This is a genomic window from Desulfoluna butyratoxydans, assembly GCF_900699765.1.
Taxonomy (GTDB): Bacteria; Desulfobacterota; Desulfobacteria; order Desulfobacterales; family Desulfolunaceae; genus Desulfoluna; species Desulfoluna butyratoxydans.
Genome location: NZ_CAADHO010000001.1, coordinates 482030 through 509006, shown reverse-complemented (window position 1 = coordinate 509006; position 26977 = coordinate 482030). Strand labels below are relative to the sequence as shown.

At 61.5% G+C, this 26977-nt stretch carries 24 protein-coding genes; 17 read left to right on the top strand and 7 right to left on the bottom strand.

Annotated elements, in window-relative coordinates:
• Positions 1-13: 13 nt before the first annotated feature.
• Entirely contained in the window at positions 14-586 is a 573-nt protein-coding gene (locus MSL71_RS02265) for a cytochrome c3 family protein (protein ID WP_180137043.1), read from the top strand.
• Between the two features lie 166 nt (positions 587-752).
• The gene (locus MSL71_RS02260) at positions 753-2102 is read left to right on the top strand and encodes a multiheme c-type cytochrome (protein ID WP_180137042.1); all 1350 of its coding nucleotides are present in this window, start codon (positions 753-755) and stop codon (positions 2100-2102) included.
• 144 nt (positions 2103-2246) lie between these two features.
• Here MSL71_RS02260 and MSL71_RS02255 read toward each other — a convergent pair whose 3' ends face one another.
• Positions 2247-2933 carry a Crp/Fnr family transcriptional regulator gene (locus MSL71_RS02255; protein ID WP_180137041.1) on the bottom strand — a complete coding sequence of 229 codons (687 nt, stop codon included), beginning with the start codon at positions 2931-2933 and terminating at the stop codon, positions 2247-2249.
• A 290-nt stretch (positions 2934-3223) separates the two neighbouring features.
• On the opposite strand from MSL71_RS02255, the gene hcp reads away from it, so the two are divergent.
• The 10 genes from hcp to MSL71_RS02205 all read left to right on the top strand — a co-directional run bounded on the left by hcp (position 3224) and on the right by MSL71_RS02205 (position 13255).
• Positions 3224-4837, top strand: a complete 1614-nt coding sequence (gene hcp / locus MSL71_RS02250) for a hydroxylamine reductase (RefSeq protein WP_180137040.1) — start codon at positions 3224-3226, stop codon at positions 4835-4837.
• 130 nt (positions 4838-4967) lie between these two features.
• A complete protein-coding gene (locus MSL71_RS02245; protein WP_180137039.1) occupies positions 4968-5639 on the top strand; it encodes a phosphohydrolase in 672 nt (223 codons plus the stop codon).
• 61 nt (positions 5640-5700) lie between these two features.
• Positions 5701-6444: an ATP-binding protein gene (locus MSL71_RS02240; RefSeq protein WP_180137038.1), complete on the top strand. Its 744-nt coding sequence runs from the start codon at positions 5701-5703 to the stop codon at positions 6442-6444.
• A gap of 464 nt (positions 6445-6908) precedes the next feature.
• Positions 6909-8873 (top strand): anaerobic carbon-monoxide dehydrogenase catalytic subunit, encoded by a 1965-nt coding sequence (cooS, locus tag MSL71_RS02235; RefSeq protein ID WP_180137037.1) that lies wholly within the window; start codon positions 6909-6911, stop codon positions 8871-8873.
• Between the two features lie 159 nt (positions 8874-9032).
• Entirely contained in the window at positions 9033-9455 is a 423-nt protein-coding gene (locus MSL71_RS02230; RefSeq protein WP_180137036.1) for a hypothetical protein, read from the top strand.
• Positions 9456-9481: 26 nt separating this feature from the next.
• On the top strand, positions 9482-9841 hold the full coding sequence (locus MSL71_RS02225) for a cupin domain-containing protein (RefSeq protein ID WP_180137035.1): 360 nt from the start codon (positions 9482-9484) through the stop codon (positions 9839-9841).
• A gap of 29 nt (positions 9842-9870) precedes the next feature.
• Positions 9871-10704, top strand: a complete 834-nt coding sequence (locus tag MSL71_RS02220; RefSeq protein WP_180137034.1) for a 4Fe-4S dicluster domain-containing protein — start codon at positions 9871-9873, stop codon at positions 10702-10704.
• Positions 10705-10714: 10 nt separating this feature from the next.
• Positions 10715-10927: a heavy-metal-associated domain-containing protein gene (locus MSL71_RS02215; RefSeq protein ID WP_180137033.1), complete on the top strand. Its 213-nt coding sequence runs from the start codon at positions 10715-10717 to the stop codon at positions 10925-10927.
• Between the two features lie 119 nt (positions 10928-11046).
• On the top strand, positions 11047-12378 hold the full coding sequence (locus MSL71_RS02210) for a sigma-54 interaction domain-containing protein (RefSeq protein WP_246317693.1): 1332 nt from the start codon (positions 11047-11049) through the stop codon (positions 12376-12378).
• Positions 12379-12517: 139 nt separating this feature from the next.
• A complete protein-coding gene (locus tag MSL71_RS02205) occupies positions 12518-13255 on the top strand; it encodes a DUF1638 domain-containing protein (protein WP_180137031.1) in 738 nt (245 codons plus the stop codon).
• A 181-nt stretch (positions 13256-13436) separates the two neighbouring features.
• Here MSL71_RS02205 and MSL71_RS02200 read toward each other — a convergent pair whose 3' ends face one another.
• Positions 13437-15800: an ATP-binding protein gene (locus MSL71_RS02200; protein ID WP_180137030.1), complete on the bottom strand. Its 2364-nt coding sequence runs from the start codon at positions 15798-15800 to the stop codon at positions 13437-13439.
• A gap of 463 nt (positions 15801-16263) precedes the next feature.
• Between MSL71_RS02200 and MSL71_RS02195 the strand changes: the two genes are divergently transcribed.
• The 3 genes from MSL71_RS02195 to MSL71_RS02185 are packed head-to-tail and all read left to right on the top strand — an operon-like array spanning position 16264 to position 19956.
• Entirely contained in the window at positions 16264-17280 is a 1017-nt protein-coding gene (locus tag MSL71_RS02195; protein ID WP_218950926.1) for a thiamine ABC transporter substrate-binding protein, read from the top strand.
• Complete coding sequence (locus MSL71_RS02190) at positions 17277-18953, top strand: ABC transporter permease (RefSeq protein WP_180137029.1); 1677 nt, start codon at positions 17277-17279, stop codon at positions 18951-18953. The genes MSL71_RS02195 and MSL71_RS02190 overlap by 4 nt, the downstream gene beginning before the upstream one ends.
• The gene (locus MSL71_RS02185; RefSeq protein ID WP_180137028.1) at positions 18934-19956 is read left to right on the top strand and encodes an ABC transporter ATP-binding protein; all 1023 of its coding nucleotides are present in this window, start codon (positions 18934-18936) and stop codon (positions 19954-19956) included. Before MSL71_RS02190 ends, MSL71_RS02185 begins: the two co-directional genes overlap by 20 nt.
• Positions 19957-19960: 4 nt before the next feature.
• On the opposite strand, the gene MSL71_RS02180 is transcribed toward MSL71_RS02185, so the two are convergent.
• From MSL71_RS02180 to MSL71_RS02160, 5 genes are all read right to left on the bottom strand, one after another.
• Positions 19961-20374, bottom strand: a complete 414-nt coding sequence (locus tag MSL71_RS02180) for a bacteriohemerythrin (RefSeq protein ID WP_180137027.1) — start codon at positions 20372-20374, stop codon at positions 19961-19963.
• Positions 20375-20412: 38 nt separating this feature from the next.
• Entirely contained in the window at positions 20413-20814 is a 402-nt protein-coding gene (locus tag MSL71_RS02175) for a bacteriohemerythrin (protein WP_180137026.1), read from the bottom strand.
• Between the two features lie 55 nt (positions 20815-20869).
• On the bottom strand, positions 20870-21589 hold the full coding sequence (locus MSL71_RS02170) for a superoxide dismutase (protein WP_246317692.1): 720 nt from the start codon (positions 21587-21589) through the stop codon (positions 20870-20872).
• 298 nt (positions 21590-21887) lie between these two features.
• Positions 21888-23054 carry an MFS transporter gene (locus tag MSL71_RS02165; protein WP_180137025.1) on the bottom strand — a complete coding sequence of 389 codons (1167 nt, stop codon included), beginning with the start codon at positions 23052-23054 and terminating at the stop codon, positions 21888-21890.
• Entirely contained in the window at positions 23051-24091 is a 1041-nt protein-coding gene (locus tag MSL71_RS02160; RefSeq protein WP_180137024.1) for a phosphagen kinase, read from the bottom strand. The genes MSL71_RS02165 and MSL71_RS02160 overlap by 4 nt, the downstream gene beginning before the upstream one ends.
• A 391-nt stretch (positions 24092-24482) precedes the next feature.
• On the opposite strand from MSL71_RS02160, the gene MSL71_RS02155 reads away from it, so the two are divergent.
• Entirely contained in the window at positions 24483-25625 is a 1143-nt protein-coding gene (locus tag MSL71_RS02155; RefSeq protein ID WP_180137023.1) for a pyridoxal phosphate-dependent aminotransferase, read from the top strand.
• 39 nt (positions 25626-25664) lie between these two features.
• Positions 25665-26822, top strand: a complete 1158-nt coding sequence (locus tag MSL71_RS02150) for a class I SAM-dependent RNA methyltransferase (protein ID WP_180137022.1) — start codon at positions 25665-25667, stop codon at positions 26820-26822.
• The last annotated feature ends 155 nt before the right edge of the window (positions 26823-26977 follow it).

The following is a 26977-nucleotide window of genomic DNA, read 5'->3' as shown; positions in this document are numbered from 1 at the left end:
AAGGAGGCACGGTATGACCCGACCCGCGTGGCTCACGGGAAAGACCCCCTTAAAAATCCTGGGGTGGGGAGCAGGTTTCGGCATTGTGGCAACGGTGCTTCTGGTGCTTGCCTCAGGGTTTATGATCGAGTCCACCAACACCGACACCTTCTGCGTCCGGTGTCATTACATGAATCCCTTCCGGGATGCCTGGCGCGCGTCCCCCCACGGCGGATCCAACCCCCGGGGCGTGGTTGCCCAGTGCGTGGATTGCCACCTGCCCCACGACAGTTATCTTGAATACCTCATCGTCAAGGCCAAAACCGGCGCCAGCGATTATTACCACAACCTGTTCATCGATCCCTACACCTACGACTGGGCCGCCAACGCCGAAGCCCATCGGCAGTCCTTCACCTTTGACAGCGCCTGCAGGTCCTGCCACATGGACCTGACACCGCCGGGGATGGGGCGTGGGGGCTTTCTGGCCCACCGGGCCAAGCTCCGCGGCGAGACCCAGAAGACATGCACCCAGTGCCATCCCCATGTGGGGCACAAGGACATGCTGGATATGGTGGAACGCTATTTTTCCCAGGGCAAAGCCATGTAAAGCCACCGCACCGTCGGTGGCTTTTTTTATATGTCCTTTCCGGCCCTTTCCCGGGCGGAGAGGCATCCCGTGTTGACCGCAAGGGGCGACCAACCCCCTGCGGCTGGCTCCGCATGGATCATACAGCGCTTTATTATGCAAACCCAAGCAATGGGAGGAGGTGTTCATGTTGAATTCAGGCAGACGGGTTTTGTTGTGGGTGATTGCTTTTCTGACGGGGGTGGTGGCCCACGGGGCTGCGGAGACCGGGTATCCGGACCTGGCGACCAAGGAGTTCAGGATCGTGCGGGGATACAGCCAGGAAGCCCTGGCATGCATCGAATGCCACGCGGCCAAGACCCCCGGGGTGGTGGAAGGGTGGAAGCTGGGGAAGATGGCCCATGCCGGGGTCTCGTGTTACGACTGCCACACCGTGACCAAGCGTTCGCCCATGGCCTCCCAGTGCGAGGGGCTCAAAGGGACGGACACCTTTATTTCCCCCATGGTCTCCTCCGGGACCTGCAGCCGGTGCCATCCCGTGGAGGTGGAGCAGTTCCAGAAGAGCGGCCACGCGGAGCTGGCGGCGGCTCCGGTGGTGGAAAACGAGAAATTCCTGAAGTTGATGTACCACTACGAAGGGGCTGAGTTCATCGGCAACCCCCTGGGTTCCTTTTCCAACCGGGCCGCACGGTCCAGCGGCTGCCAGATGTGTCACGGCACCCAGGTGGAGGTGGGGCCCGACAACAAGCCCATCAAAGAGACCTGGCCCGGCGGTGTGGGGACCCGGTACCCGGACGGCACCATCGGCAACTGCACGGTGTGCCACACCCGTCACCAGTTCTCCATTGCCGAGGCCAGAAAGCCCGAGGCGTGCGCCAGCTGCCACCTGGGGCCGGACCATCCCAACATCGAGATCTATATCGAGAGCAAGCACGGGCAGATGTTCCTTACCCACGGGGAAGAGTGGGAGTGGGACAGCGCCCCGGACACCTGGGAGCCCGGGGACTACACCGCCCCAACCTGCGCCACCTGCCACATGAGCGGCATCGGCGAGCTTGCCACCACCCACAACATCAACGAGCGGCTCAAGTGGGACCTGGTCCATGCGCGAAGCGAGATCCGGAGCGGTGTGCGGGGGGACGGCAAAAAGGGCGAGGAGCTCATGAAGAAGGTGTGCGCCAACTGCCACGGGGCCAGCCATATCAAGGCCCAGCGGGACACCCTGGACAGCACGGTGGAGCTGTACAACTTCTACTGGGACAAGGCCGTGGCCATGAAAGAGGGGCTCCAGGCCAAGGGACTCCTGAAGGACGATCCCTGGAAAGACGGGTTCCAGGAGCTGATGTACTACCTCTGGCACCACACGGGTAGAAGGGCGCGTCACGGCGCAGCCATGGGCGGGCCGGATTATGCCCACTGGCATGGGTTTTTCCAGATTTTCCAGGTCTACAAGGACATGGAAGACCTGTATGATTTTCGTATGAAGGAAAACAAGATCGAACCGTTGAGTCCTGTGATGAGCACCGGTCCCCTTTGATAGCAGGGTAAGTCGGAGACACAAGGGCGGTGCCGCGTGCGGGACCGCCCTTTCTGTGTGGCACGGATCGTGCGTGAGAAACGTCAAGGGAGGAGACGTTCGGCCCGGGCATCGCCCTGGAAAGAAAGAGACCGTGGCCCCTGGCTACAGCTTGCCGTTTTCCGCCAGGTCTTCCAGGCGCTCCACGTCCAGAATAGTGATCTCGCGTCCGGAAACCCGGATGAGTCCCTCGGAGGCCATCTTGGCCTGGATTCGGGAGAGGGTTTCGGGGATGGTGCCCAGAAGGCTTGCCAGCTGGCCTTTGGATATGGTGAGGGTCACTTTCTCCCGGTTGTTCTGTTCTCCGGCAAGGAAAAGCAGGTGGGAGGCAATGCGTCCCGGTACCTCCTTGAGGGAGAGGTTTTCCACCTGGACGGTGAACTGCTTGAGGCGCATGGACAAGACAGCCAGGAGCTTCATGGCCAGGGCCGGTTCTTTGGCGATGAGGCGGATGAAGGCCTCCCTGGGGAAGAAGAGCAGGGTGGTCTTGGCCAGGGTGGCCGCAGAGGCCGGAAAGGGGATGCCTGCAAAGACAGCCACCTCGCCGATGGGCTCACCCGGACCGAAGACATGGAGGATCTGCTCCTTGCCCTCGGCCGAGGCTTTGAACACCTTCACCTGGCCGTCGGCCACGATGTAGAACCCGTCTCCGGGGTCTCCGTCGGAGAAGATGAGTTCGCCTTTCCGGTACTGCTTCTGAATGGCCAGGCCGGCCAGGAGGTCCAGGTCGTGGGGTTCCAGTCCGCTGAACAGGGGAACCGAGGCGAGGATGTCTGGGATGGGTCGGGACATGGGCATACATCTCTTGTGCGGTGAAGGGCCCACGTGCTGTCGGACCTGGTTTAAATAGTGACACGATTTTTTCTGTTTTTGCACGCTCCTTGACCTAAGTCAAGGCACGGGGCCGGGTCGTGGGGTAGGTTGAGATCACGACGGAGAAAGCCCCTTTACCGACAAAACGGCTTTTTCGGCACACACGAACCAACAATGACCCAGACGCCTGGTGAAGGTAAAAATGCCGGCGGGCATGACTCGGGTCCGATAGAGACAACAACCATAAAAAAATGAGCGAGGAGACCACCATGTTTTGTTTTCAGTGTGAGCAAACGGCTAAGGGAACCGGGTGCACCAAGATTGGCGTCTGCGGAAAACAGCCTGAGGTTGCAGCCCTGCAGGACCTTTTGATCCACGCCCTTAAAGGCCTCTCCCTTTACGCGGTGAAGGCAGCCGAGATGGGCCACCGGGATGAGAAGATGGACCTTTTCACCTGTGAGGCCGTTTTTTCCACCCTCACCAACGTGGATTTCGACCCGGCCCGTTTTGTGGAGCTCATCGCCGAGTGCGAGGCATACACCAAGGCCCTGAAAGAGAAGACCAGCCTCAGCCTCGAAGGCGCTTCCTGCACCTGTGCCGGCAAGAGCCAGGCCGAGCTGGTGGCCCTGGGCGAAGGCGTAGGGATCAATGCGGACCCGACCCTGGATGAAGACATCCGCTCTTTGAGGGAGCTCCTCGTGTACGGCATCAAGGGCCTTGCAGCTTACGCAGACCACGCGGCCATCCTCGGTCAGAAGGACCCCGCGGTCTTCGCCTTTGTCTACGAAGCCCTGGCAGCCACCCTGGACAGCACCCTGGGGGTCAACGACCTGGTGGGGCTCTGCCTCAAGTGCGGTGAGGTGAACATCCGCGCCATGGAGCTGCTGGACGCGGGCAACACCGGCACCTACGGCCACCCCGTCCCCACGGAGGTGCCCCTGGGCGCCAAGGCGGGCAAGGCGATCCTCGTCTCCGGCCACGACCTCAAGGACCTGGAGATTCTGCTCAAGCAGACCGAAGGCAAGGGCATCAACATCTACACCCACGGCGAGATGCTTCCCTGCCACGGGTACCCGGAGCTTAAGAAATACGACCACTTCTACGGTCACTACGGCACGGCATGGCAGAACCAGGCCAAGGAGTTCGACGCCTTCCCCGGCGCCATCCTCATGACCACCAACTGCATCCAGAAGCCCAAGGAGACCTACAACGACCGCATCTTCACCACCGGACTGGTGGGATGGCCCGGCGTGTCCCACATCGGCGACAGCAAGGACTTTACCCCGGTGATTGAAAAGGCCCTGGCCAGCGAAGGGTTCCCGGCGGACACCGACAAGGACACCGTCATGGTCGGGTTTGCCAGAAACGCCGTCCTCGGCGTGGCCGACAAGATCATCGACGCGGTGAAGGGCGGGGCCATCCGTCACTTCTTCCTGGTGGGCGGCTGTGACGGCGCCAAGCCGGGTCGAAACTACTACACCGAGATGGTGGAGCAGATCCCCCAGGACTGTGTGGTGCTGACCCTGGCCTGCGGCAAGTTCCGCTTCTTTGACAAGAAACTCGGCGACATCGGCGGCATCCCCAGGCTCCTGGACGTGGGCCAGTGCAACGACGCCTACTCTGCCGTGCGCATCGCCATGGCCTTGGCCGAGGCCTTTGACTGCGGGGTCAACGACCTGCCCCTCTCCTTTATCCTCTCCTGGTACGAGCAGAAGGCCTGCGTCATCCTGCTCTCCCTGCTTCACCTGGGGATCAAGGACATCAAACTGGGGCCCTCCCTGCCGGCCTTTATCTCCCCCAATGTGCTCAACGTACTGGTGGAGAACTTCAACATCGCCCCCACGGGCACCGTTGAGGATGATCTGAAGGCTGCTTTGGGATAGACCAAACCAGGTGATCGCACCACGCGATCACCTTCAGGACCCAAGGCGCCCCGCACCGGATGAGGGGGCGGGGCGCCTTGTTTGAGATCACTGCCGGGCGGGAAACCACCCGAATCAAAGGGGGTGTGCCATGAAATGTCCGGGTCAGGATACCCAGTACTGGGGATACGGTGCCATCTTTGAGGCCGACTGTCCCGAGTGCGGGACCACGGTGGAGTTCTTCAAGGACGACACCATGCGCACCTGCAAGGGGTGCGGCAAGCGGCTGGCCAATCCGAAGCTCGACTTTGGCTGCGCCTCCTATTGTCAGTTCGCCGACGCCTGCCTGGGCTCGTTACCCCCGGAGCTGCTGGCGGAAAAACGGAACCTGATCAAAGACCGGGTGGCCGTTGAAGTGAAAAAACGGTGTGGAAAGGATTTTGCCAGGATCGGCAGGGCCGCACGACTCGCCGCCCATGCCGAGCAGATCGCCACCCGCGAGGCCGGGGCCGATCTTGCGGTCTTGCTCTGCGGGGCCTACCTGGCCGCGCTTTCCCGGGAAGAGGCCCGGGAGGTGCTCGGGGCCATCACCGCACCGGAGGGGCTCATCACCGAGGTGACAGCCCTTTTGGAAGGGGATACCCCTGACCACAAGGCAGATGCGAACCGGATGATCCTTGAGGATGCCCGCCGCATCGCCGATGAAGAGGACCGGTGCGGGGGATCCCCCCTGGATGAGGCGGCCTTTGAAGAGGGACTGGCTCGCCGTCTGAAGACGGCCGGGGCCGTGGACGAGGCCCGCAGGGTCCTTGTGCGGCCGTAAGAACCACCACGCTTAAGATAACATCGCCGTCAGCGGCGTAACGATACAAAGGGGAATGACCATGAAAATCATGCGAAACATCATCGAAATCGACGAAGAAAAATGCACCGGATGCGGGCTCTGCGTTCCGGCCTGTGCCGAAGGGGCCATTGAGATCATCGACGGCAAGGCCAAGGTGATCAAGGACCTGCTCTGCGACGGCCTGGGGGCCTGCATCGGGGAGTGCCCCGAAGACGCCCTGCACATTGTCACCCGCGAGGCCGATGCCTTTGACGAGGAGGCGGTGCACGCCCACCTGGCCGCAAAAGAGACCGCGGACAAAGGGGCTGCCCAGCCCGCGCCACGACCCGGCGGATGCCCGTCTGCGGCCCTCATGGACTTTTCGGGCCCCTCGGCCTGCCAGAAGGCCAATGTGCCCAAGGATCAGGTGTCCGGTGTCTCGGCATTGTCTCACTGGCCGGTACAGATTCGTCTCATTCCCCCCACGGCACCCTTCCTCAAAGGGGCGGACATTCTGGTGACCGCCGACTGCGTTCCCGTCTCGTACCCTGACCTTCACACCACCTATCTCAAGGGTCGCAAGGTGATGCTGGGCTGCCCCAAGTTCGACGACGCCCAGAGCTACATCGAAAAGTTCCGGGACATTTTTTCCGTTGCCGGCATCAAGAGCGTCACCGTGCTCATCATGGAAGTTCCTTGTTGTTCGGGGCTCCCCACCATCGTCAAGAAGGGGATGGAGCTCGCAGGCGTGGATGTTCCCGTGGAAGTGGTGGTTGTCGCCCTTGACGGACGCATCAAAGCATAGGCCTTTTTTAGCCTTTTGTCCCAAAGGCAGGGGCTGCCATGCCGCAACGCATGTTGAGAAAATGATCCCGGTGGGGTATTGTGAAATATACCCCCATCGGCACGAATCATGCAATTGTTTCGGTAAGATCTCCGTATCGGTGACACAGGTGAGGCCTTGAGCCTCACCTGTTCTCCCGCTCGATCTGGTTTGTATTTCGAATGAGACATGATGTCAGGGACTCGGAAACGATGAACGAGGACATACGGAGGTTGCGGCCGGTTCGGCGATGACGCCGACGGTCGGTGAGCCTGGCTGCGTGAGACCGAAACAGCCTTTCAGTCCTCCCCTTGTTGATTTCCATGTCCCTCCCAATCAATCGGTCTGCAGAAGCAGGCTCAACACCAAGATCCGGTGGCCGCGCCACTCCGGTCCAGGTTCCATCCCCGTCTTCGATATCGGCCGGCTGCCCAGGGGAGTGAGTTATGGAAAAATTGGACAAGAAGGTCAAGAAGGCCGTTCCCATCAACGAGGTGACCCAGTGCGAGGCCACCGGCCGCATGCTCGAGAAGGCGAGAAGAGACGGCGTGGTGGTGGCTTTTGACCGGGCCGCTGAGATGAAACCCTGCCCCATCGGGGCGGAGTCGGCCTGTTGCAAGATGTGCTATATGGGGCCTTGCCGCCTCAACGCCAGGGACCCCTACGGCAAGGTGGGGGTGTGCGGCGCCACCATCGATACCATTCAGTCCCGGAACCTGGCCCGCATGGTGGCCTCGGGTTCTGCGGCCCATAACGACCACGGCATGGCGGTCCTGGAACTCTTCAAGGGCGTGGCCAACGGCACCATCACCGATTACACCATCAAAGATCCCTACAAACTCGATGCCCTGTGCGCGGAGCTGGAACTGGACGTGGACGGCATGACCGTTCAGGAGAAGGCCCTGGCCCTGGCCGACGAGCTGGAGAAGACCTATACCCAGACCGAAGGGGAGATCCCCTTTGCCAGGCGCGTGCCCGAAAAGACCCTGGAGACCTGGCGCAAGCTCGATATCGTCCCCCGGGGCGCCATGATCGAGGTGCTGGGCATCATGAGCCGGACCCATATGGGGTGCGATCAGCACTACGAGAACATCACCAAGGCCATCAGCAAGGCGGCCCTAGCCGACGGGTGGGGCGGCTCCATGGTGGCCACGGAGCTTGGGGACATCATGTTCGGAACCCCCTCTCCGGTCCAGGCCGACGTGAACTTCGGGGTCCTTAAAGAGGACCACGTCAACGTCATTGTCCACGGCCACGAACCCAACCTTTTTGAGTCCATGCTGGTGTCGGTGAGCGACCCCTCCCTGGTGAAGATCGCCCGGGAAAAGGGGGCCAAGGGCATTAACCTGGTGGGCATGTGCTGCTCCGGCGCGGAGATGATGTCCCGCCACGGCGTGCCCCATGCCGGAAACTTCATGAGCACCGAGCCTGTCCTTGTGACCGGTGCCGTGGACGCCATGGCCGTGGATATCCAGTGTATCCAGCAGGGCCTGGTGAAAACCGCCGAGTGCTACAAGACCCACCTCATTACCACCAACCCCCGCTGCCACATTGAAGGGGCCCGTCACATCGAGTTCGACGAGCATGTCCCCAGGGAGTGCACCGACGAGATCGTCACCCTGGCCATCGCCCGGTTTGCCGACCGGGGCGTGGACGTGGAGATTCCCAAGATCGTCAACCAGGGGATCCACGGTTTTTCCCACGAGTACATCAACTACATGCTGGGCGGCAGCTTCCGCAGCAGCTATGCCCCCTTGAACGACAACATCATCAACGGCCGTATCCGTGGGGTGGCAGGGGTCGTGGGCTGCGTGAATCCCCGGGTGAAGCAGGACTGGGTCCACGTGGAGCTGGTCAAGGAGCTCATCAAAAACGACGTGCTGGTGATCCAGACCGGCTGTTCCCAGATCGCCCTGGCCAAGGCCGGGCTCACCGTGCCCGAGGCAGCGGTCCTTGCAGGGCCGGGGCTCCGTGAGGTGTGCGAGGCCGTGGGCATGCCGCCGGTATTGGGCCTGGGGTCCTGCGTGGACAACACCCGGATCCTCATCGCCGCCACGGCCATGGTGAACCAGGGTGGCCTGGGGGACTCCATCGCGGATCTGCCCGTGGCCGGAGCCGCGCCCGAGTGGATGAGCGAGAAGGCCGTTGCCATCGGCCAGTACTTTGTGGCCTCGGGTGTGTTCACGGTCTTCGGGGTGGGCTTTCCCACGGTGAAGGATACCAAATTCCACGACCTCCTTTTTGGGGGGTTGGAAAACCAGGGGCTGGGCAAGTGGGGCGTCACCAAAGATCCCTATGAGATGGCCGCCATGATGCTGGCCCATATCGACAAAAAACGTAAAGAACTCGGCATTGACAAGGCGCGGGAACGCGTCCTGACGGACATGGCTTCACGCCGGGAGCTGGCCTGATAAAACACGGGCACAGGGGCGCTGGAGGGCGCCTTGTGCCCGGAAGACAGTGTTGTTCAAAGCGGGGTGCCCGGCACCCGGGCACCCCGCCGCAAGGTTCAGAATTCGTCGATTGGGGCCTTAACGGGCCCTGCGGCACAACCCATGCAGGAAAAAACCATGATTTTATATGACGGCATCTACTCCTGGTCGGGAAAGACAAGCTCGGGAAAGCGGCCGGTCAGCTGGTGGCCCGGGTCCTACCGGGTGAAAATTGTCGACCTGTCCGACACCACGCCGGACGGGGTGTTTCATATCAAGCCCGTGATCTGCCTTTTTGCCGATACGGGTAAAGGGTTCAACGTGCGGAATCATTTTCAGTATTTTGCCCAGTCCATCTGTCAGGAATTCGGGCTTACGTTGAACAAGGTGCTCTGGGTGGAGTATTACCCGGAAGGGACCGCCATGGATGTGGCCACCCTCAACGAAGGGGCCATGGTGGGCAAGGAGAGACTCTATACGGTCCACTGGCGACCCGTCCACGAGGACGAAGCCCAGTTGATCGGGGCCCATAAGGGGACGACAAACGGGCTGTTTGCCTGATCTATACATACGAAGGAGTGAAATCCATGAGCGACGAGCTGATGAAGAACATTGAGATGTCCTGTGCCGTGGTGATGAAAGACCTGGTCTCCTATGCGCCGAATCAGGTGGTGAGCCGGACCCTGGCCACCACCCCCGGGGTGGTCATCACCCTGTTTGCCTTTGACGAGGGCGAGGAGATCAGCGCCCATACCGCCCCCGGGGATGCCCTGGTGCAGGTGCTGGACGGGCGCGTCAAGATCAACATCGACGGTGCTGTCCTGGAGGCTGGGCCCGGAGAATCGGTGGTCATGCCCAAAGACGTGCCCCACGCCCTTGAGGCCCTGACCCCGTTTAAGATGCTGCTGACCGTGGTGAAAAAACCGAAAACCATCGGCACGTTGTGATGCGGCCGTTCCAAGGAAATGGATTGAGCATGAAGTGGACCCAGGAAGCAGAGGCGGCGATCAAAAAGGTTCCGTTTTTTGTCCGCAAACGGGTGAAAACCCGTGTGGAAGAAGAGGCCGCAGAGGCCGGGGTGGACGTGGTGACCCTGAAGGAGGTCAACCGGACCCGGGCGCGGTTTTTAAACAAAATGGAGGACGAAGTGGCAGGCTTTCAGGTGGAAGCCTGTTTCGGCGACGGGGGCTGTCCCCGGCAGGCCTGCGGGAGCAGGGGGCTCCAGGAGAAGGTGAAGGCGCATTTAGAGGACGAAGACATCCTCGGGTTTCTCCGGGAGCGGGTAAAAGGCAAGCTCAAGTTTCACCATGAGCTGCGCGTGGCCTTTGCCGACTGCCCCAACGCCTGTTCGCAGCCCCAGATTCGGGATATCTGCATCATCGGGGCCATGGTGCCGGAGACCTCGGAGACCCCGTGCACCCAGTGCGGTGCCTGCGTCACCGCCTGCGCCGAGGAGGCCGTTACCCTGTCGGATACGGGTCCTGTGCTGGACATGGAGCGCTGCCTGGTCTGCGGCCGGTGCGTTGCGGTCTGCAAACCCGGGACCCTGGTGGGGCTCCGCAGGGGGTATCGCGTCCTTCTGGGCGGGCGATTGGGGCGCCACCCACGCCTTGCCATGGAGGTGCCCGGGATCTTTGATGAAGAAGCCGCCTTTGACATCGTCCGGTACTGCGTGGCCTTTTACAAGGCCCGAAGCACCGGCGGAGAGCGGTTTTCCCGCCTTTTTACCGAGGCTGACTTTCATGAGGTGGTGCTGCGATTCCGCGACAGGTCCCTGACCGCCGTCGGAAGCTCACGGGCTGCCGGTTGAGGAGGAGAAGATGGCTGAGAGGCGTGAATTGAAAGTGGCCGGCATGAACTGCATGCACTGCGCCGGCGCGGTGACCCGGGCCGTGGAGGCGGTGTCCGGCACCGACAACGTCATGGTAAGCCTTGAAGGGGCATGCGTCACCTTTGAGGTGGATGACGACGGGGTCGTGGAGAGGGTCCGGCGGGCCATCACCGCGGCGGGGTATTCCGTCACCATGGCTTGAGCCCGTCCGGGCTCCTGACGGCAGGGGGCAGACCGCGTGAGACGGTGTGCCCTCTTTGCGATGGCAATTGACTTTCCTATCATAATATTCTAACTAAGCTCATTATGAGTGGATTGTCATTGAACAGCATAGTCGGCAACGTCAAGAACCTTGAGCGCATCCTCGATAACCTCAAGGACGGCATCGTTGCACATGATTTCCAGCGCAGGATCTTTTACTTCAACAGTGAAGCCGAGCGCATCACCGGATTCTCCCGGGAAAACGTCATCGGCAAGGATTGCCACGATGCCCTGGGCGGGCCTCTGTGCGGTGCCCGGTGCTCCTTTTGCGGCGAATCTGTGGACCTGGCCGAAACCACCTCCTACCAGACCAATATCGTCACCCGAAGCGGGGAGACCCGCACCGTGGAGATGACCGTCTCCATGATGAAGGACGACGAAGAGCAGCCCTTCGGTGTGCTGGCCGTCTTCCGGGATCTCACCGACCTTCTCGAACTGCGCCGAAAGGCAGGCGAGATGGTGAGCTTCTCCAACATCATCGGGCGCGACGTCAAGATGCTTGATGTGTTTCAGCAGGTGCGGGACGTGGCCGAGTACGATTTCCCCGTTCATCTCTTCGGGGAGACGGGCACCGGCAAGGAGCTGGTGGCCGCGGCCATCCACAACGAAAGCCAGCGGGGCGGCGGCCCCTTTGTGCCCATCAACTGCGGTGCCCTTCCGGAGAACCTCATCGAAAGTGAGCTCTTCGGCCATGTGAAAGGGGCGTTCTCCGGGGCGGTGCGGGACAAGAAGGGACGCTTTGAGCTGGCCGAGGGCGGCACGGTGTTTTTGGACGAGGTGGCCGAGCTCTCCCTGGAGATGCAGGTCAAACTCCTGCGCTTTCTTCAGGAGGGGACCTTTGAAAAGGTGGGGGGCGAAAAGACCCTGACCTCCGACGTCCGCATCATCAGCGCCACCAACAAGGACCTCAAAAAAGAGGTGAAGGCAGGCAGGTTCCGCGAAGACCTTTTTTATCGCCTCAACGTCATTCCCATTATCCTGCCTCCCTTGCGCGAACGGCGCAACGACATCCCCCTTCTCGTGGACCATTTCCTCGATAAGTGCACCATGCGCCACGGCCGCAAGTCCCCCGATTTTTCCAAGGACGCCATGAGCCGTATGGTGGCGTATACCTGGCCCGGGAACGTCCGTGAGCTTGAAAACGCCGTCCAGTTCTCCATTGTCCGGTGCAAGGGAAAAACCGTCATGCCCTCGGACCTGCCCATGGAGCTTGGCGTGGTGCAGGAAGAGTCGGTGAAACGGGGCCCCACCCGGAAGCTGGAGGACGCCTCCGTGCGGGAAGCCCTGGTGAAAACCGGCGGCAACAAAGCCAAGGCGGCCCGTATCCTGGGGGTCGGCCGGGCAACCCTCTACCGGTTTCTGGACGACCACCCGTCCCTTGCCGACGAGTAAACGCCCCACAGACCGTGTTGTGATTTTTTAAGGCGTGCCTTCCTTGTGAGGGCACGCCTTTTTTGTTGCCGGTGGGGGGGGCGGGGTGGCAGACTGAAGGCATCATTGCAACCAGCATGTCAACCCGAGGAGGCCCGGCATGGAGACGTCAGAACCCCGCAGGCAGGTGTTTATCGGATGCAGCGTGATGAAGGAGGAGGCAACCCGCCTTGCCTCCTTGAGCCGGCACCTCACCACCCTGTCGTTCATCGACATGGGGCTCCACGACACACCGAAACGGCTCCATGAATCCATTCAGGAGGCCGTGGACAGCGTGGACGCGTCCCAGGATGTGATCCTTCTGGGCTACGGTCTCTGCAGCAAGGGGCTGGAGGGGATCCGGGCCGGGGAGCTTCCCCTGGTGGTCGCCAGGGCCCACGACTGCGTGACCCTCTTCCTGGGCTCGGCGGAGCGGTACCGTCGCCATTTTTCACGGCACCCCGACACCTACTGGTACATGCCGGGGAGTGTGGAGGGAGGCGAGGTGCGCGGGCCGGAGCGCCATGCCCGGCTCATCCGGGACTACACCGAAAAATACGGGGAGAAAAAGGCCAGGCTCCTCGCCGATCTGGACCGTCAATCCGTGGCCCATTACAGGCGGGCCGCCTTTGTGGACCTGGGCATGGGGGACAGCGCAAAGGCCCGGCAAAAGACACAGGAGGCGGCCCAGTGGCAGGGCTGGGAGTATGAGGAGATCCCCGGAGACAAAGGACTTTTGTCGGATCTCCTGAACGGCCCCTGGGACCGGGAGCGATTTCTTGTGGTCAAGCCCGGTCAGGTCATCGTCCCGGTTTATGACGACACAACCATTTTCGATGCCCGGGACCCGGATGCATAACCACCTGTGCCTCCGTGCGCAGGCAGGCCCGGGCCGTGAATCACTATCTCAATAACCGGGAGCCCCGCTATACCCAGAATTTCTGGGGCTTTCCCTGCTGGATGGGCCGCACCCGTCCTTCAGTTGACCTCTGCTTTATCCCAAAAAACGCCCCCGGTTTCCGGACCGAGCAGGGCGTTTTTTAGTGATCGTCCGGGCAGTCGGTCTTGGGCGGGGAGAGGTAGGTCTCCATGAGGTCAAAGAGGGCGGCCTTTTTAAAGGGCTTGCCCAGGAAGTCATCGCATCCGGCCTCCAGGGCTTTTTGCCGGTCCATGCCGAAGGTGCAGGCCGTCAGGGCGATGACCGGAGTGACGGCCCCTTCGGGGGTGGCCTTGATAAGTTTGGTGGCTTCTATGCCGTCCATCACCGGCATCCGCAGGTCCATGAAGATCAGGTGGGGCCGGATGTCCTGGAACCGGTCAACGGCCTCCTGGCCGTCCACGGCGCAGATGACCTCAAAGCCTGCGGAGGCGAGAAGGCGTTTCAGGAAGAGGCGGTTGGCGGCGTTGTCGTCCACCACCAGGATGCGCCGGGTCTCCGTTGGCATCTCCTTGCCGTCGGCGGACCGCTGCCTGGACGGGGCACAAGGGGGGGCCACCTTTCGGGTGCGCAGGGACAAGCGGAAGAGGGAGCCTTTGCCCGGGGTGCTGGTGACGGTGATGTCCCCGGCCATGAGGCGGGCCAGCTGGCGGCAGATGGTGAGGCCGAGGCCGCTGCCCGGCTTGTTGTGGGGCATGCGCCTGCCCTGGGCAAAGGGGGCGAAGATGTCGGCGAGGTCTTCTGACGGGATGCCCTGGCCCGTGTCCTCAACGTAAAAGAAGAGGTCCGTCAGGTCCTTGTCCCCAGGGCACGGGCGGTGGCTGACATACAGGTGGATATAGCCTGTCTTGGTGAATTTTAGGGCGTTGCCCAGAAGGTTCATCAGCACCTGGCGAAGACGGAGCCGATCCCCCACGATAACCTCGGGGAGCCCCTCCTGCCAGGTGCAGTGAAATTCGATCTCTTTCTCTTTGGCCCGGTGGGCCACGACCTGGAGGATGGAGGCCAGGCCGTTTTGCAGGTGGAAGGGGGCGCTGACAACGGAGATGTCCCCTGATTCGATCTTTGTGAATTCCAGCACATCGTTGATCAGGTCCAGGAGATGTTCGCCGTTTTTCAGGATGATCTCCAGGCTCTCCACGTGACGGCCCGGGAGGTTCTTCTCCTGTTTGATGAGGCCGGAAAACCCGATGATGGCATTAAGGGGGGTCCGCAGCTCGTGGCTCATGTGGGCAAGGAAGGTGCTTTTGGCCCGGTTGGCCGCCTCGGCCTCCTCCTTGGCCCGTTTGAACTGGGCGGTTCGTTCATGGACCTTCTGCTCCAGAAGGGTCCGGGATTGCTCCAGGGTGCGGGCCACCTTCCTGCGGCCCGACAGGTGGACGAGGAGCAGGCAGATGCCCGTGGAGATAAGCAGGGTGTAGGCGCCCACCAGCCACACCAGGGTCTTGTAGGTGGCGTAAAAGGAGAAGGGGCGGTGAACCAGGGTGCTTTCACGGGGAAGGAGATGCTCGGAGATCCCGAATCGTTCAAGCTGGCGGTGGTCGAACAGGTTGCGGTTGGCTCCGCTCTTGACCACGGGGATGGCAAAGGGGGGCGTCCCTGACAACACCTTTTTGGCCAGGACAACCGCCTGCTGCCCCTGGCTGCCGCCGTTGATGAGGTTGCCCCCGAGCAGGCCGTGGCCCAGGTAGAGGTCCAGCAGGCCGTAAACGGGGACGGACGAGGCCCGTGAGATGCGCTCCATGCTCTCCTGTTCGGTGAAGTAGCGGTTGGCGGCGTCCCGGAAATAGACCCCCATAAGGAGGATGGCCGTGTCGGGCAAGGTGGCCAGACGCTTTTCCAGATTTTCCATGGTCAGGTCCGGAAGGTAGGTGATGGCAAGGCGCTCTTCATAGGGTCGCAGCTGCTCCCGTATGGTTCGGGTCCAGGCCAGCCCCGTGGGCAGGTGGTCGTTGAGGACGTAAACGTGGGTGGCATCCGGGTGAATGGCCAGGGCGATGTCCAGGGTCCGGGGGGCATCAAAGGCTTCGGCCACCCCGGTGAAGAGGGGCAGGGCCTCGATCTGTTCGTCGTGGAAAAAGTTGACGCCGCAGAAGACCACCGGCGTTTTGGGAAAAAGGACCTTGTGGCGGGTGCGCATGAATTCAAAGGCGTTGTTGTCGCAGGCGATGACAAGGTCCGGAGGGCGGCGGGAGAACTTGTGTCGGAACAGGTCCGAGAGCTGGGCTTCGTAGGACGGGTCATAGGGCGTCCTTTTGGTGTCCATGTGCTCCACGTGAAGGTCCACGGGGTAGGGAGCGTCCTGCAGTCCCTCCTTGACGGCATGGTAGATCTCCTCTTCCCACACCAGGCTCTGGTGGTAGGAGAAGAGGAGAAGCACCCTGACAGGCGCGGGGGGCGGCTCCGGCCCGGGGACGGAGAACACCGGAGACGGCAGCCAGGTCAGGAGGAGCACCATGCCCCACATAACGGCAGGCCGTGTCCCGGGCCATGGGCGGCCCCGGCGATGTCTGGGGGCAGGGGTCATAACGGTTGTGTCCCTTGATGTTACGACTTTCAAAGGGGCGAGGGCATTTCAGGACAACGGGAGGGCGGTGCGGCAAAAGGGTGCCATGGAGCGGGGAAACGTGATGTCACGGGGGGAATCAGATCCTTTATGTATACCATACTTCCCTGGCGGAGGGGACTCTGAAAAATGAAATCCGGGGCAGCCCCTTTCCCGTCGGGACCTGCACGGATTTCACCAGAAAGCCGTTGACAGGGGCCGCTGTCAACGACTACTTAAGAGCCAGCCACCGGCAGATCCCGGCCGACAGGACAAAGGCCTCGAATATAAACGTGAAGCGTGCCGTGGCGTCCATGGCCCGCAGGGTGTTTTAGAGACGTTTTTGCAAACCTTTTTGAATTCAAAGAGAAAACGAGGGGTACCCATGATGAAACGAGTGATGCTGGCCGTGCTGTGCCTGTGCCTTTCCGCACTGCCCGCCTATGCCGCGGATGAAAAAAATGACGACACACTGGTGATTTACACCTACGACTCCTTTGCCTCGGAGTGGGGCCTGGCCCCCAAGGTGATTCCCTCCTTTGAGAAGATGACCGGGATCAAGGTGGAGCTGATCTCCGTGGGCAGCTCCGGCCAGGTGCTCCAGCGCGCCATGCTGGAGAAGGATCACCCCAGGGCCGACGTGGTCATCGGCATTGACAACAACCTGCTGGCCAAGGCCAGGAAAGCCGATGTGCTCTCCCCCTACCGCTCCAAGGGGATCGATCAGGTGCCCGAGGCCCTTCGGTTTGACCCCGAGTTCCAGGTGACGCCCTTTGATTACGGCTACTTTGCCCTGATCTATGACAGCGAGGTGGTCAAGAACCCTCCCAAAAGCCTGGAAGACCTGACCTCCGAGCGTTTCAAGAAGTCTGTCATCCTCATGGACCCCCGCACCTCCGGCCCCGGCCTCGGTTTTCTGCTCTGGACCGTGTCGGCCTACGGCGACAATTTTGCCGATTACTGGAAGCGCCTGACCCCCAGCATCCTCACCATCACCGACAGCTGGAGCTCCGGCTACGGTCTCTTTACCAACGGCGAAGCCCCGGTGGTGCTGAGCTACAGCAGCAGCCCCGTCTACCATGTGGCCTTTGAAAAGAGTGACCGCTACAAGGCCGCGGCCTTTGAAGAGGGGCACTACATGCAGATCGAAGGGGCAGGGATCCTCAAGGGGGCACCCCATCGCAAGGCCGCCGAGGCCTTCATCGACTTCATGCTCTCCGAGACCTTCCAGAAGGAGATTCCCTTAACCAACATCATGTTCCCGGCCAACAGCGCCACCCCCCTTCCCGAGAGCTTTTCCCACGCGGTGAAGCCCGGGAAAAACCTCCAGCTTTCGCCTGTTGAGATCATGACCAAAAACGAATCCTGGATCTCTACCTGGGTGGATACCGTCTCGAAATGATCCTGTCACCGCACAGGGGGTGGGGGGCGCGGCTTCTCTGGCTCGTGCCCCTCGTTCCCACCCTGATTCTTTTTTACTTCCCCCTGTCGGTGATCCTGATGGAGGCCCTTGACGGGGGGGCGGGAACCTCGCCCTTTGTGCGCCTTTTTTCAAGCCCCTACACCTTCCGGGTCATCGGGTTTACCCTGTGGCAGGCCCTGGTGAGTACGGTGGTCTCCCTGATCCTGGGGCTGCCCGGGGCCTGGCTGCTGGGCCGGGCCTCCTTTCGCGGCAAGCGGCTGCTCAAGGCCCTCACCGCCATTCCCTTTGTGCTGCCCTCCATTCTCGTGGTGCTGGCCTTTGTGATCTTCTACGGCAACAGCGGGGTGCTCAACCGGTTCGCCATGGGGGTTCTGGACCTGAAGCGGCCCCCCTTTCCCATTCTTTACTCCTTTTCCGCCATCATCCTGGCCCACGCCTTTTACAATTTCCCCCTGGCCGCGCGGCTCATCGGCTCGTTCTGGGAACGGCACAACGACGGGCCGGCCCTGGCGGCACGCACCTTGGGGGCCGGGCCATTTCGCACCTTTATTACCGTGACCCTGCCCGGGCTCCTGCCCGCCATCTTTTCCGCCGCCGGGCTCATTTACCTCTTTTGTTTCATGAGCTTTGCCGTGGTCCTGGTGCTGGGGGGCGGGCCCCGGTACACCACCATTGAGGTGGAGATCTACCGCGCCGCCCGCATCAGCCTGGATCTGGACATGGCTGCGGCCCTTGCCGTGGTGGGGGCCGTGCTCACCCTGGCCCTTCTTTTTCTCACCGTAAAGATGCAGCACCGGGCAAGCCATGTGGTGAGGGGCCAGGCCGCCCGGCGCGGCACCATGCGCCTGACGGGACCGATGCGCCTGGTGTGGGGCCTTTACATCCTCATGGTGGTTCTGGTGGTGGCCTCGCCCCTTCTGGCCCTTGTGGGCCGATCGTTCCTGGCCCAGACATCCCGTTCAGGTCCTTTGGTGTGGACCCTGAAATGGTACGGGATGCTCTTTACGGATACCGGGCCGTCCCTTTCCCTTGCGGCGGTGAAAAACAGCCTCACCTTTGCAGGGCTCACCGTCTGTGCCGCCTTGCCCCTGGGCCTTGCCGCGGCCTGGGTCACCACCCGGAGCAAGGGCCCCTTGGGGCGGCTCACGGAAACGGCCATGATGCTTCCCATGGGGGTTTCTTCCGTGGTCCTCGGCCTGGGCTATTTCAAGTGCCTGGCCCTTTTTTTCCCCGATTACAGCGGAAGCCGGGTCGCGGTGGTGGCGGCCCACGTGGTGGTGACCTACCCCTTTGTGCTTCGCTCCGTCTCCGCCTCCCTCAAGCGCATCAGCCCCTCCCTGCCCCAGGCGGCCCGTACCCTGGGTGCCGGGCCCTTTCGCACCTTTTTGACCGTGGAGCTGCCCCTGATCCGGTCCGGCCTGGTGGGCGGGGCCTGTTTTGCCTTTGCCCTCTCCATGGGAGAGATCAACGCCACCTTGATCCTGGCACGGGCCGATACCGTGACCATTCCCCTTGCCCTGTACCGACTCATCGGGGCGTATCGTTATTTTGCCGCCTGTGCCCTGGGAGCCCTTCTCATGGGGTTGTGTGCGGGCTGTTTTTTACTGCTTGAATGGATGGGAGGAGAGAGCCTTGACCCTGAACGTGACTGACCTGTTTCGGACCTACGGCGACTTTCAGTTGCGCGTGGACCTCACCGTGGCCCGGGGGGAGTTTCTGTCGGTGATCGGCCCGTCCGGGTGCGGAAAATCGACCCTCCTGCGCATGGTGGCGGGGCTGGAACCCGCCGACGGCGGAAGCATTGCCTTAAACGGGGACGAGATTTCCGGCCTGGCCCCTGAAAAGCGGGGCATCGGCATGGTGTTCCAGGACTACGCCCTGTTTCCCCACATGCGGGTGGCCGACAACGTGGCCTACGGGCTGAAGCTGAGGCACATGGACAAGGCAGGCAGGAAATCCAGGGTGAGGGAACTCCTGGACCTGGTCCGCCTTACGGACAAGGCCGATGACTTTCCCGCCACCCTCTCCGGCGGGGAGCAGCAGCGGGTGGCCCTGGCCCGGGCCATTGCCCCGAGCCCGTCGGTGCTGCTCCTGGACGAGCCCCTTTCGGCCCTGGACGCAAGACTTCGCATCGATTTGCGTCGGGAGATCAGGGAGGTCCACGACCGTCTTTCCCTCACCACGCTCTACGTGACCCACGACCAGGAGGAGGCCCTGACCCTTTCGGACCGCATCGCCGTTATGAAGCAGGGACGGATTCTCCAGACCGGCAGCCCCCGGTCACTGTACGAGAGCCCGGAGAACCTTTTTACCGGGACGTTCCTGGGGCTTTCCAATGCCCTTGAAGGGCGCCTTCAGGCAGGGTGGTTTGTCACCGAGGAAGGGATCAAGGTAATTCCTGCAGAGGGGGAGGATGGGGACGGGGTGCTGTTTTTTCGGCCCCATCATGTGATGCTTCACGGGGAGCCCGCTCCGGGGAGACTTCCCTTTGAGGTGACGCGGGTGGAGTATTGCGGGGGATGGTCCCTGGTTCATGGAGCCGCAGGGGCCCACAGGGTGGTGGTGTTTGAACCGGCCGAGACCCGGTGGGCCGCAGGCAAAAAAGGCCACCTGGCAGTGGGGGCCGACCGGGCGCGGTTTTTCCGGGGGGAGTAAGGCGTCAGGGGATGTACCCCTCGTTTCTGAGGTAGGCGGCGAATTTCTTGTCGGAGTCGGCCACGTGGGTGGTCCACCAGAATCTCAGAAAGGAGAGCATCTTGTCCGAGAGGTCTTCGACACCCTTTTCATAATCCGAGGCAAACTCTTTGATCCGTTCTGTAAATTTCGAGTGCTCTTTGCTGTGGGCCACGGCCAGGGGATAACTGGTTTCGGCCATGTGGTGGTCTTCGGTGCGGAAGTGGGTCTGGGCAAAGGCCACGAGGACCCGGATGAGGTCCAGAAGCTCTTCGCGGCGTCCCTGGTTGCGCTTGTGGATGATGAGGCGGTTGATGAGCAGGAACAGGTTCCTGTGCTGATCATCGATTTCGTCAATGTGGACCAGCATGTCGTCGGTCCAGTTCAACATGGATACCATGATGTTCTCCTGTATTGACGTGTTGTCATGCGGCCCCTTCAGCTGGGGTGGATGTGGTGGGCGTACAGGGTGTCCGTGTGCGAGACATGGGCGCGCCACCAGTGGGTGAGAAATTCCAGCATGTCGTGAAGCAGGCCCTGTGTGTCGGCCCTGTACTCGTTGATGAACAGGTCCACCTGCTCCATGTAGGCCATGTGTGCCCTGTTGTGCTCCGTAAACCCGGGAAAGTTGTGTTTGGCCATGAGGTTCTCTTCGGTGAGGAAGTGGCGGTCGGAGTAGTCCATGAGGCGCCCGATCTGTGTGAGGACCTCATTGGGGTCCCCGCCCCTTTCATGGATGGCGATGAGGTCGTTGATGATGCCGAACAGGGCCTTGTGCTGGCTGTCGATATCCGGGATGTTTACCGAGATCGCTTCGGTCCATACCAAAGGGTCTGTCATGGGGTGCCTCCCGGGTGAGGGATCGGTCCGGTTGTTGTTTCATGACATGGCCGGGCTATGGCTTGCCGGCGTTGTATCGCTTTTCTGCTGCCTTCCAGTTTGCCAAACCGTCAAAAACACCTTCCACGTATGCCTTTCGCCTGTTCTGCACATCGAGGTAGTAGGCGTGTTCCCACAGATCAATGGTAAAAAGAGGCGTGAGACCTTGGGCAACGGGGGTGTCCGCATTGGCCGTGGTGAGGATGCGAAGGGCACCCTTGTCCCTGACCAGCCATACCCAGCCGCTGCCGAAATGGGAGAGGGACGCCTCAATAAATGCACTCCGAAAGGCATTCCAGCCCCCGAATTCCGTGTTGATGGCCTCGGCCAGTGCGCCTTCGGGCTTTGCGTTGCCTTCCGGGGTGAGGCATGTCCAGAAAAAGGCGTGGTTCCAGGCCTGGGCCGTGTTGTTGAACAGGGCCGTGTGCCTCTTTTTCCCCCGGGTCGCCGCAAGGATCTCCTCAACGGGTTTGCCTTCGTACCGGCTGTTGGCGATGAGCGTGTTGGCCTTGTCCACGTAGGCGGCGTGGTGTTTGCCGTGATGCAGCTTGATGGTGCGCTGGGAGATGAGCGGCTCAAGGGCGTCTGAGGGCCAGGGCAGGGGGGGCAGGGTGAGGGCAGGGCCCTCGGGCTCGGAGCTGCACGCAGCCAGGAGGGCAAGCAGGGCCGCGAAGAGCACGGCGAAACGAACGCCTCGCGGGATGATCCAGTGACAATACGGCGACGACATGGGCATGGCATGGCCTCATCTGTATGGATTCGTAAGGGGGAGACGGTGTGGCGATGTCTCAAAAGGATGTGGGAAAAAGGATTGATATACTTCTATTTATACCTGAGTCGGGTCTGCTTCGCAACTCCACAGTGGCAGGGAACCAGGTCAAACGCATTTAGATTTTGCCTTCGGCGGCCCTGCCGGGGGGCAAGCTTTTGAAAAGTTTGACAAACAGGCTTTATTTTTATGTTTTACCGGAACGTTTTTGCGGAGCTTTTTTCAAAAAGCGACCCGCCGGAGGCAACAGAGGGCAAGGAGCCGTTTATTCGCGGGAAAAGCTCAGCCAGGTGAAGTGAATGAGGCCCGCGGCCATGATGAGGGCGCCTATGGGAAAGGCAAGGCGAAGTTCCAGCAGGTCCATGGTGACCCCGGCGATGAGGGAGCCCAGGAGCATGCCCAGGCTGTGGGCCATGGTGAGAAGGCTCATGACCGACCCGATGCCCTTGACCTCCCGGCCCCGTTCCACGGCCAGGGCCGAGAGGGCAGGAAGGGAGGTGCCCCCGCCGATACCGAAGACAATTACGGCCCCTAAAAGGCTGTAGAATCCCGTGGCCTGGTGGCAGAGCACCATGGAGCCCACGATGAACAGGCCGCCTGCGCCCACCAGGAGTTTCCGGTTCATGCGGTCCGCCACCAGGCCCATGGGGATGTGGAGCAGGCCTCCAGCCAGGACCATCATCATGACGAGGATTCCGGTTTCCGCGCTTCCAAGGCCAAAGGTGACGTCCACGTACAGGGGGAGAAAGCACCAGATCATCCCCACGCAGGTGGTGTAGACCAGCCGGAAGGAGACCAGGGCCAGGATGAGGCGGTCTTTCAAAAGGCCCATGACGGCGATGGATTCGTTGCGGGTGGCGGTGCATCGCTCTTCTGCCACCGGGGGAAGGAAGACCAGGGCCATGACAAAGGCGGCTACGGCAAGGATCCCCATGCCGAGAAAGGCCGCGTCAAGGCCGTAGAGTCGGTTGATAAAGCCCCCCATGAGGGGGCCCATGCTCAGGCTCAGGAACATGGCCATGCTGAAGAGCCCCATGTAAAAACCCTCTTTTCCCTTGGGGGTGATGTCCCCCACATAGGCCTGGGACACGGGCATGATCATGCCCGAGGCAATGCCCTGGAGAAACCGGAGCCCGATGAGGGAGCCCACGGAGCTTGAGATCATGAAACCCAAAGAGACCAGGGCGTAAAAGAGGAGGCCCGGAAGGATAAAGGGCTTTCTTCCGATGCGGTCCGAGGTCTTGCCGAACCAGGGGAGGACCAGGGTGCGGGAGATGGAAAACGCCCCGAAGATCATGCTGATGTAAAGGCCGCTGGCCCCCAGCTCGTGGGCATAGACCGGGAGCAGCGGGATGACGATGCCCACCCCGGTCACTGCCGAGAAGATGGACATGAAGAGGGTGATGAATATTTTTCGATCCTTGGGGTTCATGAAGCGGAGGCCTCGTCGTCCAGCAGGGCAAGCCGGGCAATGCCGTCGATGAGGTGGCCCAGGGCCGCAGCCTCGGTAACGCCCAGGCGCATGCGGTTGCTGATGTCGTAGATCCCCCCGCGGCCTTCGGAGTGCTCCCCGTGGATTCCCCGGACCTGGAGCCCTAAGGCGTTGGCTGTCTTGTGAAGGGCTTCTTCGTCTTCGGCCAGCCCCTTGAGCTTCATGTGCACGCTGGCACGCATGGCCGTGCCCAGGTTGGTGGGGCAGCTGGTGAGGGAGCCCAGGCGCGGGTGGGTCAAGAAGTCCAGATGGGAGGAGAGGGCGGCCACACCGTCGGCCAGGCGCTTGAACACCTCCGTGACGTCACCCCCCTTCTGAAGCGAGATGATCCTGAGCTGGTCCTCTTCGTTGACCCAGACGCTGAAGGCTTCGTCGTGGGAGAGAAAAAGCCCCCGTGCCTCGGGCCAGTCCCGCATAAGGCCCGCCGACAGGAGAAAGCGGTCCTCGTTCTTGAAGAGGAGGTGGCGCTCGATGAGGTCGTCGCGAAGGGCCGGGTCCATCTCCGGCAGGGGATGGTAGGTGCCCTGGAGGTGCTCGGGGAGCCGGGTCAGGGCGGCCTTGATCCTCTCTTCTACCTCACGGCGCTGGCCGGGGGATATGGCAGGCCCCAGGGGAAAGCCCGCAAGGTTCCGCCCCACCCGCACCCGGGTGGAGATGATTTTCCTGGCGGCCGAAACGCTGAGTTCGGGCAGATGGGCCAGGGAGTAGTCCGGGGCGGGATGAGGGCCTGCATTGCCGTGGTACTCCCGGACAACCGGGGTGAGCAACGGGGAAAACAGGTCGTAGGACTCCGCGTCCCCTGCGTAGACACCCACGGAGCTCTCCTGCTGTTCCACGCCGGAGCGGATGAGGTCGGCGGCGGTGTAGCCCGACCCTGTCTCCAGATCCTTCAACTCCTCCCACACACGGCGGGTCAGGTGCCTGCTGAGAAGCGACGCACACCCGGTCCCGAATGCGGGAAACCCTTTTTCTTCCATGAAATCCTCACCCTTTTCAGTCCACAATCATGTGTTTGTGCAAAGTCACTGTATATATCACAACCGAAGACAAAAAGCATGTGGGCCCGGGGCGTTTCACAGGGCCAACGCATTTAACAATTCCGTTGCCTCCGGCGGGGCGCTTTTTGAAAAAAGCTCCGCAAAAATGAGAGGGGCTATGGCTGGCTGCGACGCGTCCAAGAAAATGTAACCTGTTTGTCAAACTTTTCAAAAGTTTGGCCCCCGGCAGGGCCGCCGGAGGCCAAAACCCAGGCCGTCGTCCATCCATAATCGTAGAACCAGAGGCCCGGATATGCTACAAATAAGGGTTTAGAACCGTGTGGGGCGACCGCCCTTTGACCCGAGATGACGCAGCTGAGCAGGAGGAGTGATGATCGCCAGAAGAGCCGAGGAGATGACCTCGTTTATCGTGATGGATGTACTGGAACGTGCCAAGGAGATGGAGCGCGACGGCGTGGATGTCATTCACCTGGAGGTGGGCGAGCCCGACTTCGACACCCCGGACTGCGTGAAGGCCGCGGCCTGCAAAGCCATCAACGAGGGACACACCCACTACACCCACAGCCTGGGGATGATGGAGCTCCGGGAAGCCATCTGCGAGTACTACGACGAGACCTACGGGGTGAGCGTGTCCCCCCACCGTGTGATGGTGACCCAGGGGACCTCCCCGGCCATTTTTTCCGTTTTTTCAGCCATGCTGGAGGCGGGCGATGAGGTGATCCTGTCGGATCCCGGTTACGCCTGCTACCCCAACTTCATCAAGTTTGTCGGGGGCGTGCCCGTGGCTGTTCCCGTCACCGAAGCAGACGGGTTCGAGCTTCGGGTGGCCGAGATCGAAAAGCGGATGACGGACCGCACCAAGGCGATTTTTCTGAACTCCCCGTCCAACCCCACGGGCAACCTTCTCTCCACGGACCGCATGGAACGCATCGCAAAGCTCGGCCCGGCCATTGTCTCCGATGAGATCTACCACGGCCTGGTGTACGAAGGGGAAGAGCACACCATGCTGGAGTTCACGGACAACGCCTTTGTCCTCAACGGGTTTTCCAAGCTCTACGCCATGACCGGCATGCGCCTGGGCTACGTCATCGCTCCGGAAGCCTTTATGCGCCCCTTGCAGAAGATCCAGCAGAATTTTTTCATCTCGGTGAACGCTTCGGCCCAGGTGGCAGGCATTGCCGCCCTGAAAGAGGCCAAGGCCGACACCCAGCGCATGAAGGAGATCTACAACAAACGGCGCCTCTACATGATCGAACGCCTCCGGGCCATGGGCCTGGGGATCACCGTCCCCCCCACCGGCGCCTTCTACGTTTTTGCCAACGCCAAGCACATCTCCATGGACTCGTACAAGCTCGCCTTCGACATCCTGGAAAAAGCCCACGTGGGGGTCACTCCCGGCATCGATTTCGGCAAGAACGCCGAGGGCTACCTGCGCTTCTCCTACGCCAACTCCCTTGAGAACATTGAGCGGGCCATGGATCGGCTTGAGGAATATTTTAAGGCGAAAAGCTAAGGGGGAAAGGCGAGGGGGGCAGGGCAGAGGGGCTGTGATATGAGCGGTGTCGTGGGGTCACGGTTTGAAGGGACGATACGTTCCCTGGGGAGCAAAGGGTTTGGCGTCTGCGACCACCCCGGGGGCGGCGTGTTTTTTGTGCCCGGGACCTGGCCGGGGGATGCGGGGCTGTTTGAGATCACGGATTGTGACAAACGCTACGGCCATGCCCGGCTTGTGGAACTTGTGAGGCCCTCGCCCCACCGGCTGGACCCAGCCTGTCCCCACCACGGGTTCGAAAAGGGGCTTTGCGGGGGCTGCCCCTGGATGTTCGTCTCCTACGAGGCCCAGCTCCGGGAGAAAGAGCGCCAGGTCCGTTACCAGCTGGATCGGGCCGGGTTTTCGTCAACTTCAACGGCGATCCGCTCTGTCATGGGATCCCGGGCGGTCTTCGGGTACCGCAACCGTGCTCAGTTCAAGACCGACGGGAGGACAATCGGTTACGTCTCACCCGTGACCCGCACCCTGGTCCCCGTGTCCGATTGCCCGGTGCTGGACGGGCCCACCCGGGCTCTGTTCCATCAGCTGAAAGGCGAACTTCCCGCCGATGCCTGGCTTCCCGGAGAGGGATTTGCCTGGAACTATCTCGACATCGACAGCGATACCACCCTTGACGCCCTTTCGTTGAACCGGAGGCGCCCCTTCAGGCAGGGCAACGAGGCCCAGAACCGGATCATGAAGGCGTGGCTGAAAGACCGTCTCCACGCCGAAGATCGGAGCGTCGCCATCATGGAGCTGTTTGCAGGCTCCGGGAATTTTACCGAAGAGATCGCGGCCATGGGATTTTCTCAGGTGTGCGTCTCGGAGGTGGCTGGCAACGCGGTTTTGCCCCTTGCCGAACGGGGCCTGCCCGGTGTTACCGTGGTGGCTGCCGACCTGTTCAAACCCCGCACGTGGGCCGATCTTGCCGCGGTCATGCCTTCCCCTGAGATTCTGGTGATGGACCCTCCCCGGGCCGGATTTTCAGGCCTGCCCCGATTCCTCAGGATGTTTCCTTCCATCCGTACGATTTTTTATATCTCATGCGATCTTCCCCACTTTATCCGGGATGTTGCCCAGGCCCGCAAAAAAGGGTTCTCCCTCACCGATCTCCAGCCCCTGGACCTTTTTCCCCATACCCCCCACGTGGAAGTGCTTGGGGTGCTGCAGAAACGGTGAACGTGTCAGGGCGGAGCGACAGCCGGTGGGCATTGCCCATGGCCCAATCCCGGGGAACAAGGCCATGGACAGCCTGATCAAAGCAGGTTGCCTCGCCTTCTGCCGCTTAGCCCGGTTGGGGCTGAAGGGCAGACGGCGAGGTATGTCCGTTATGT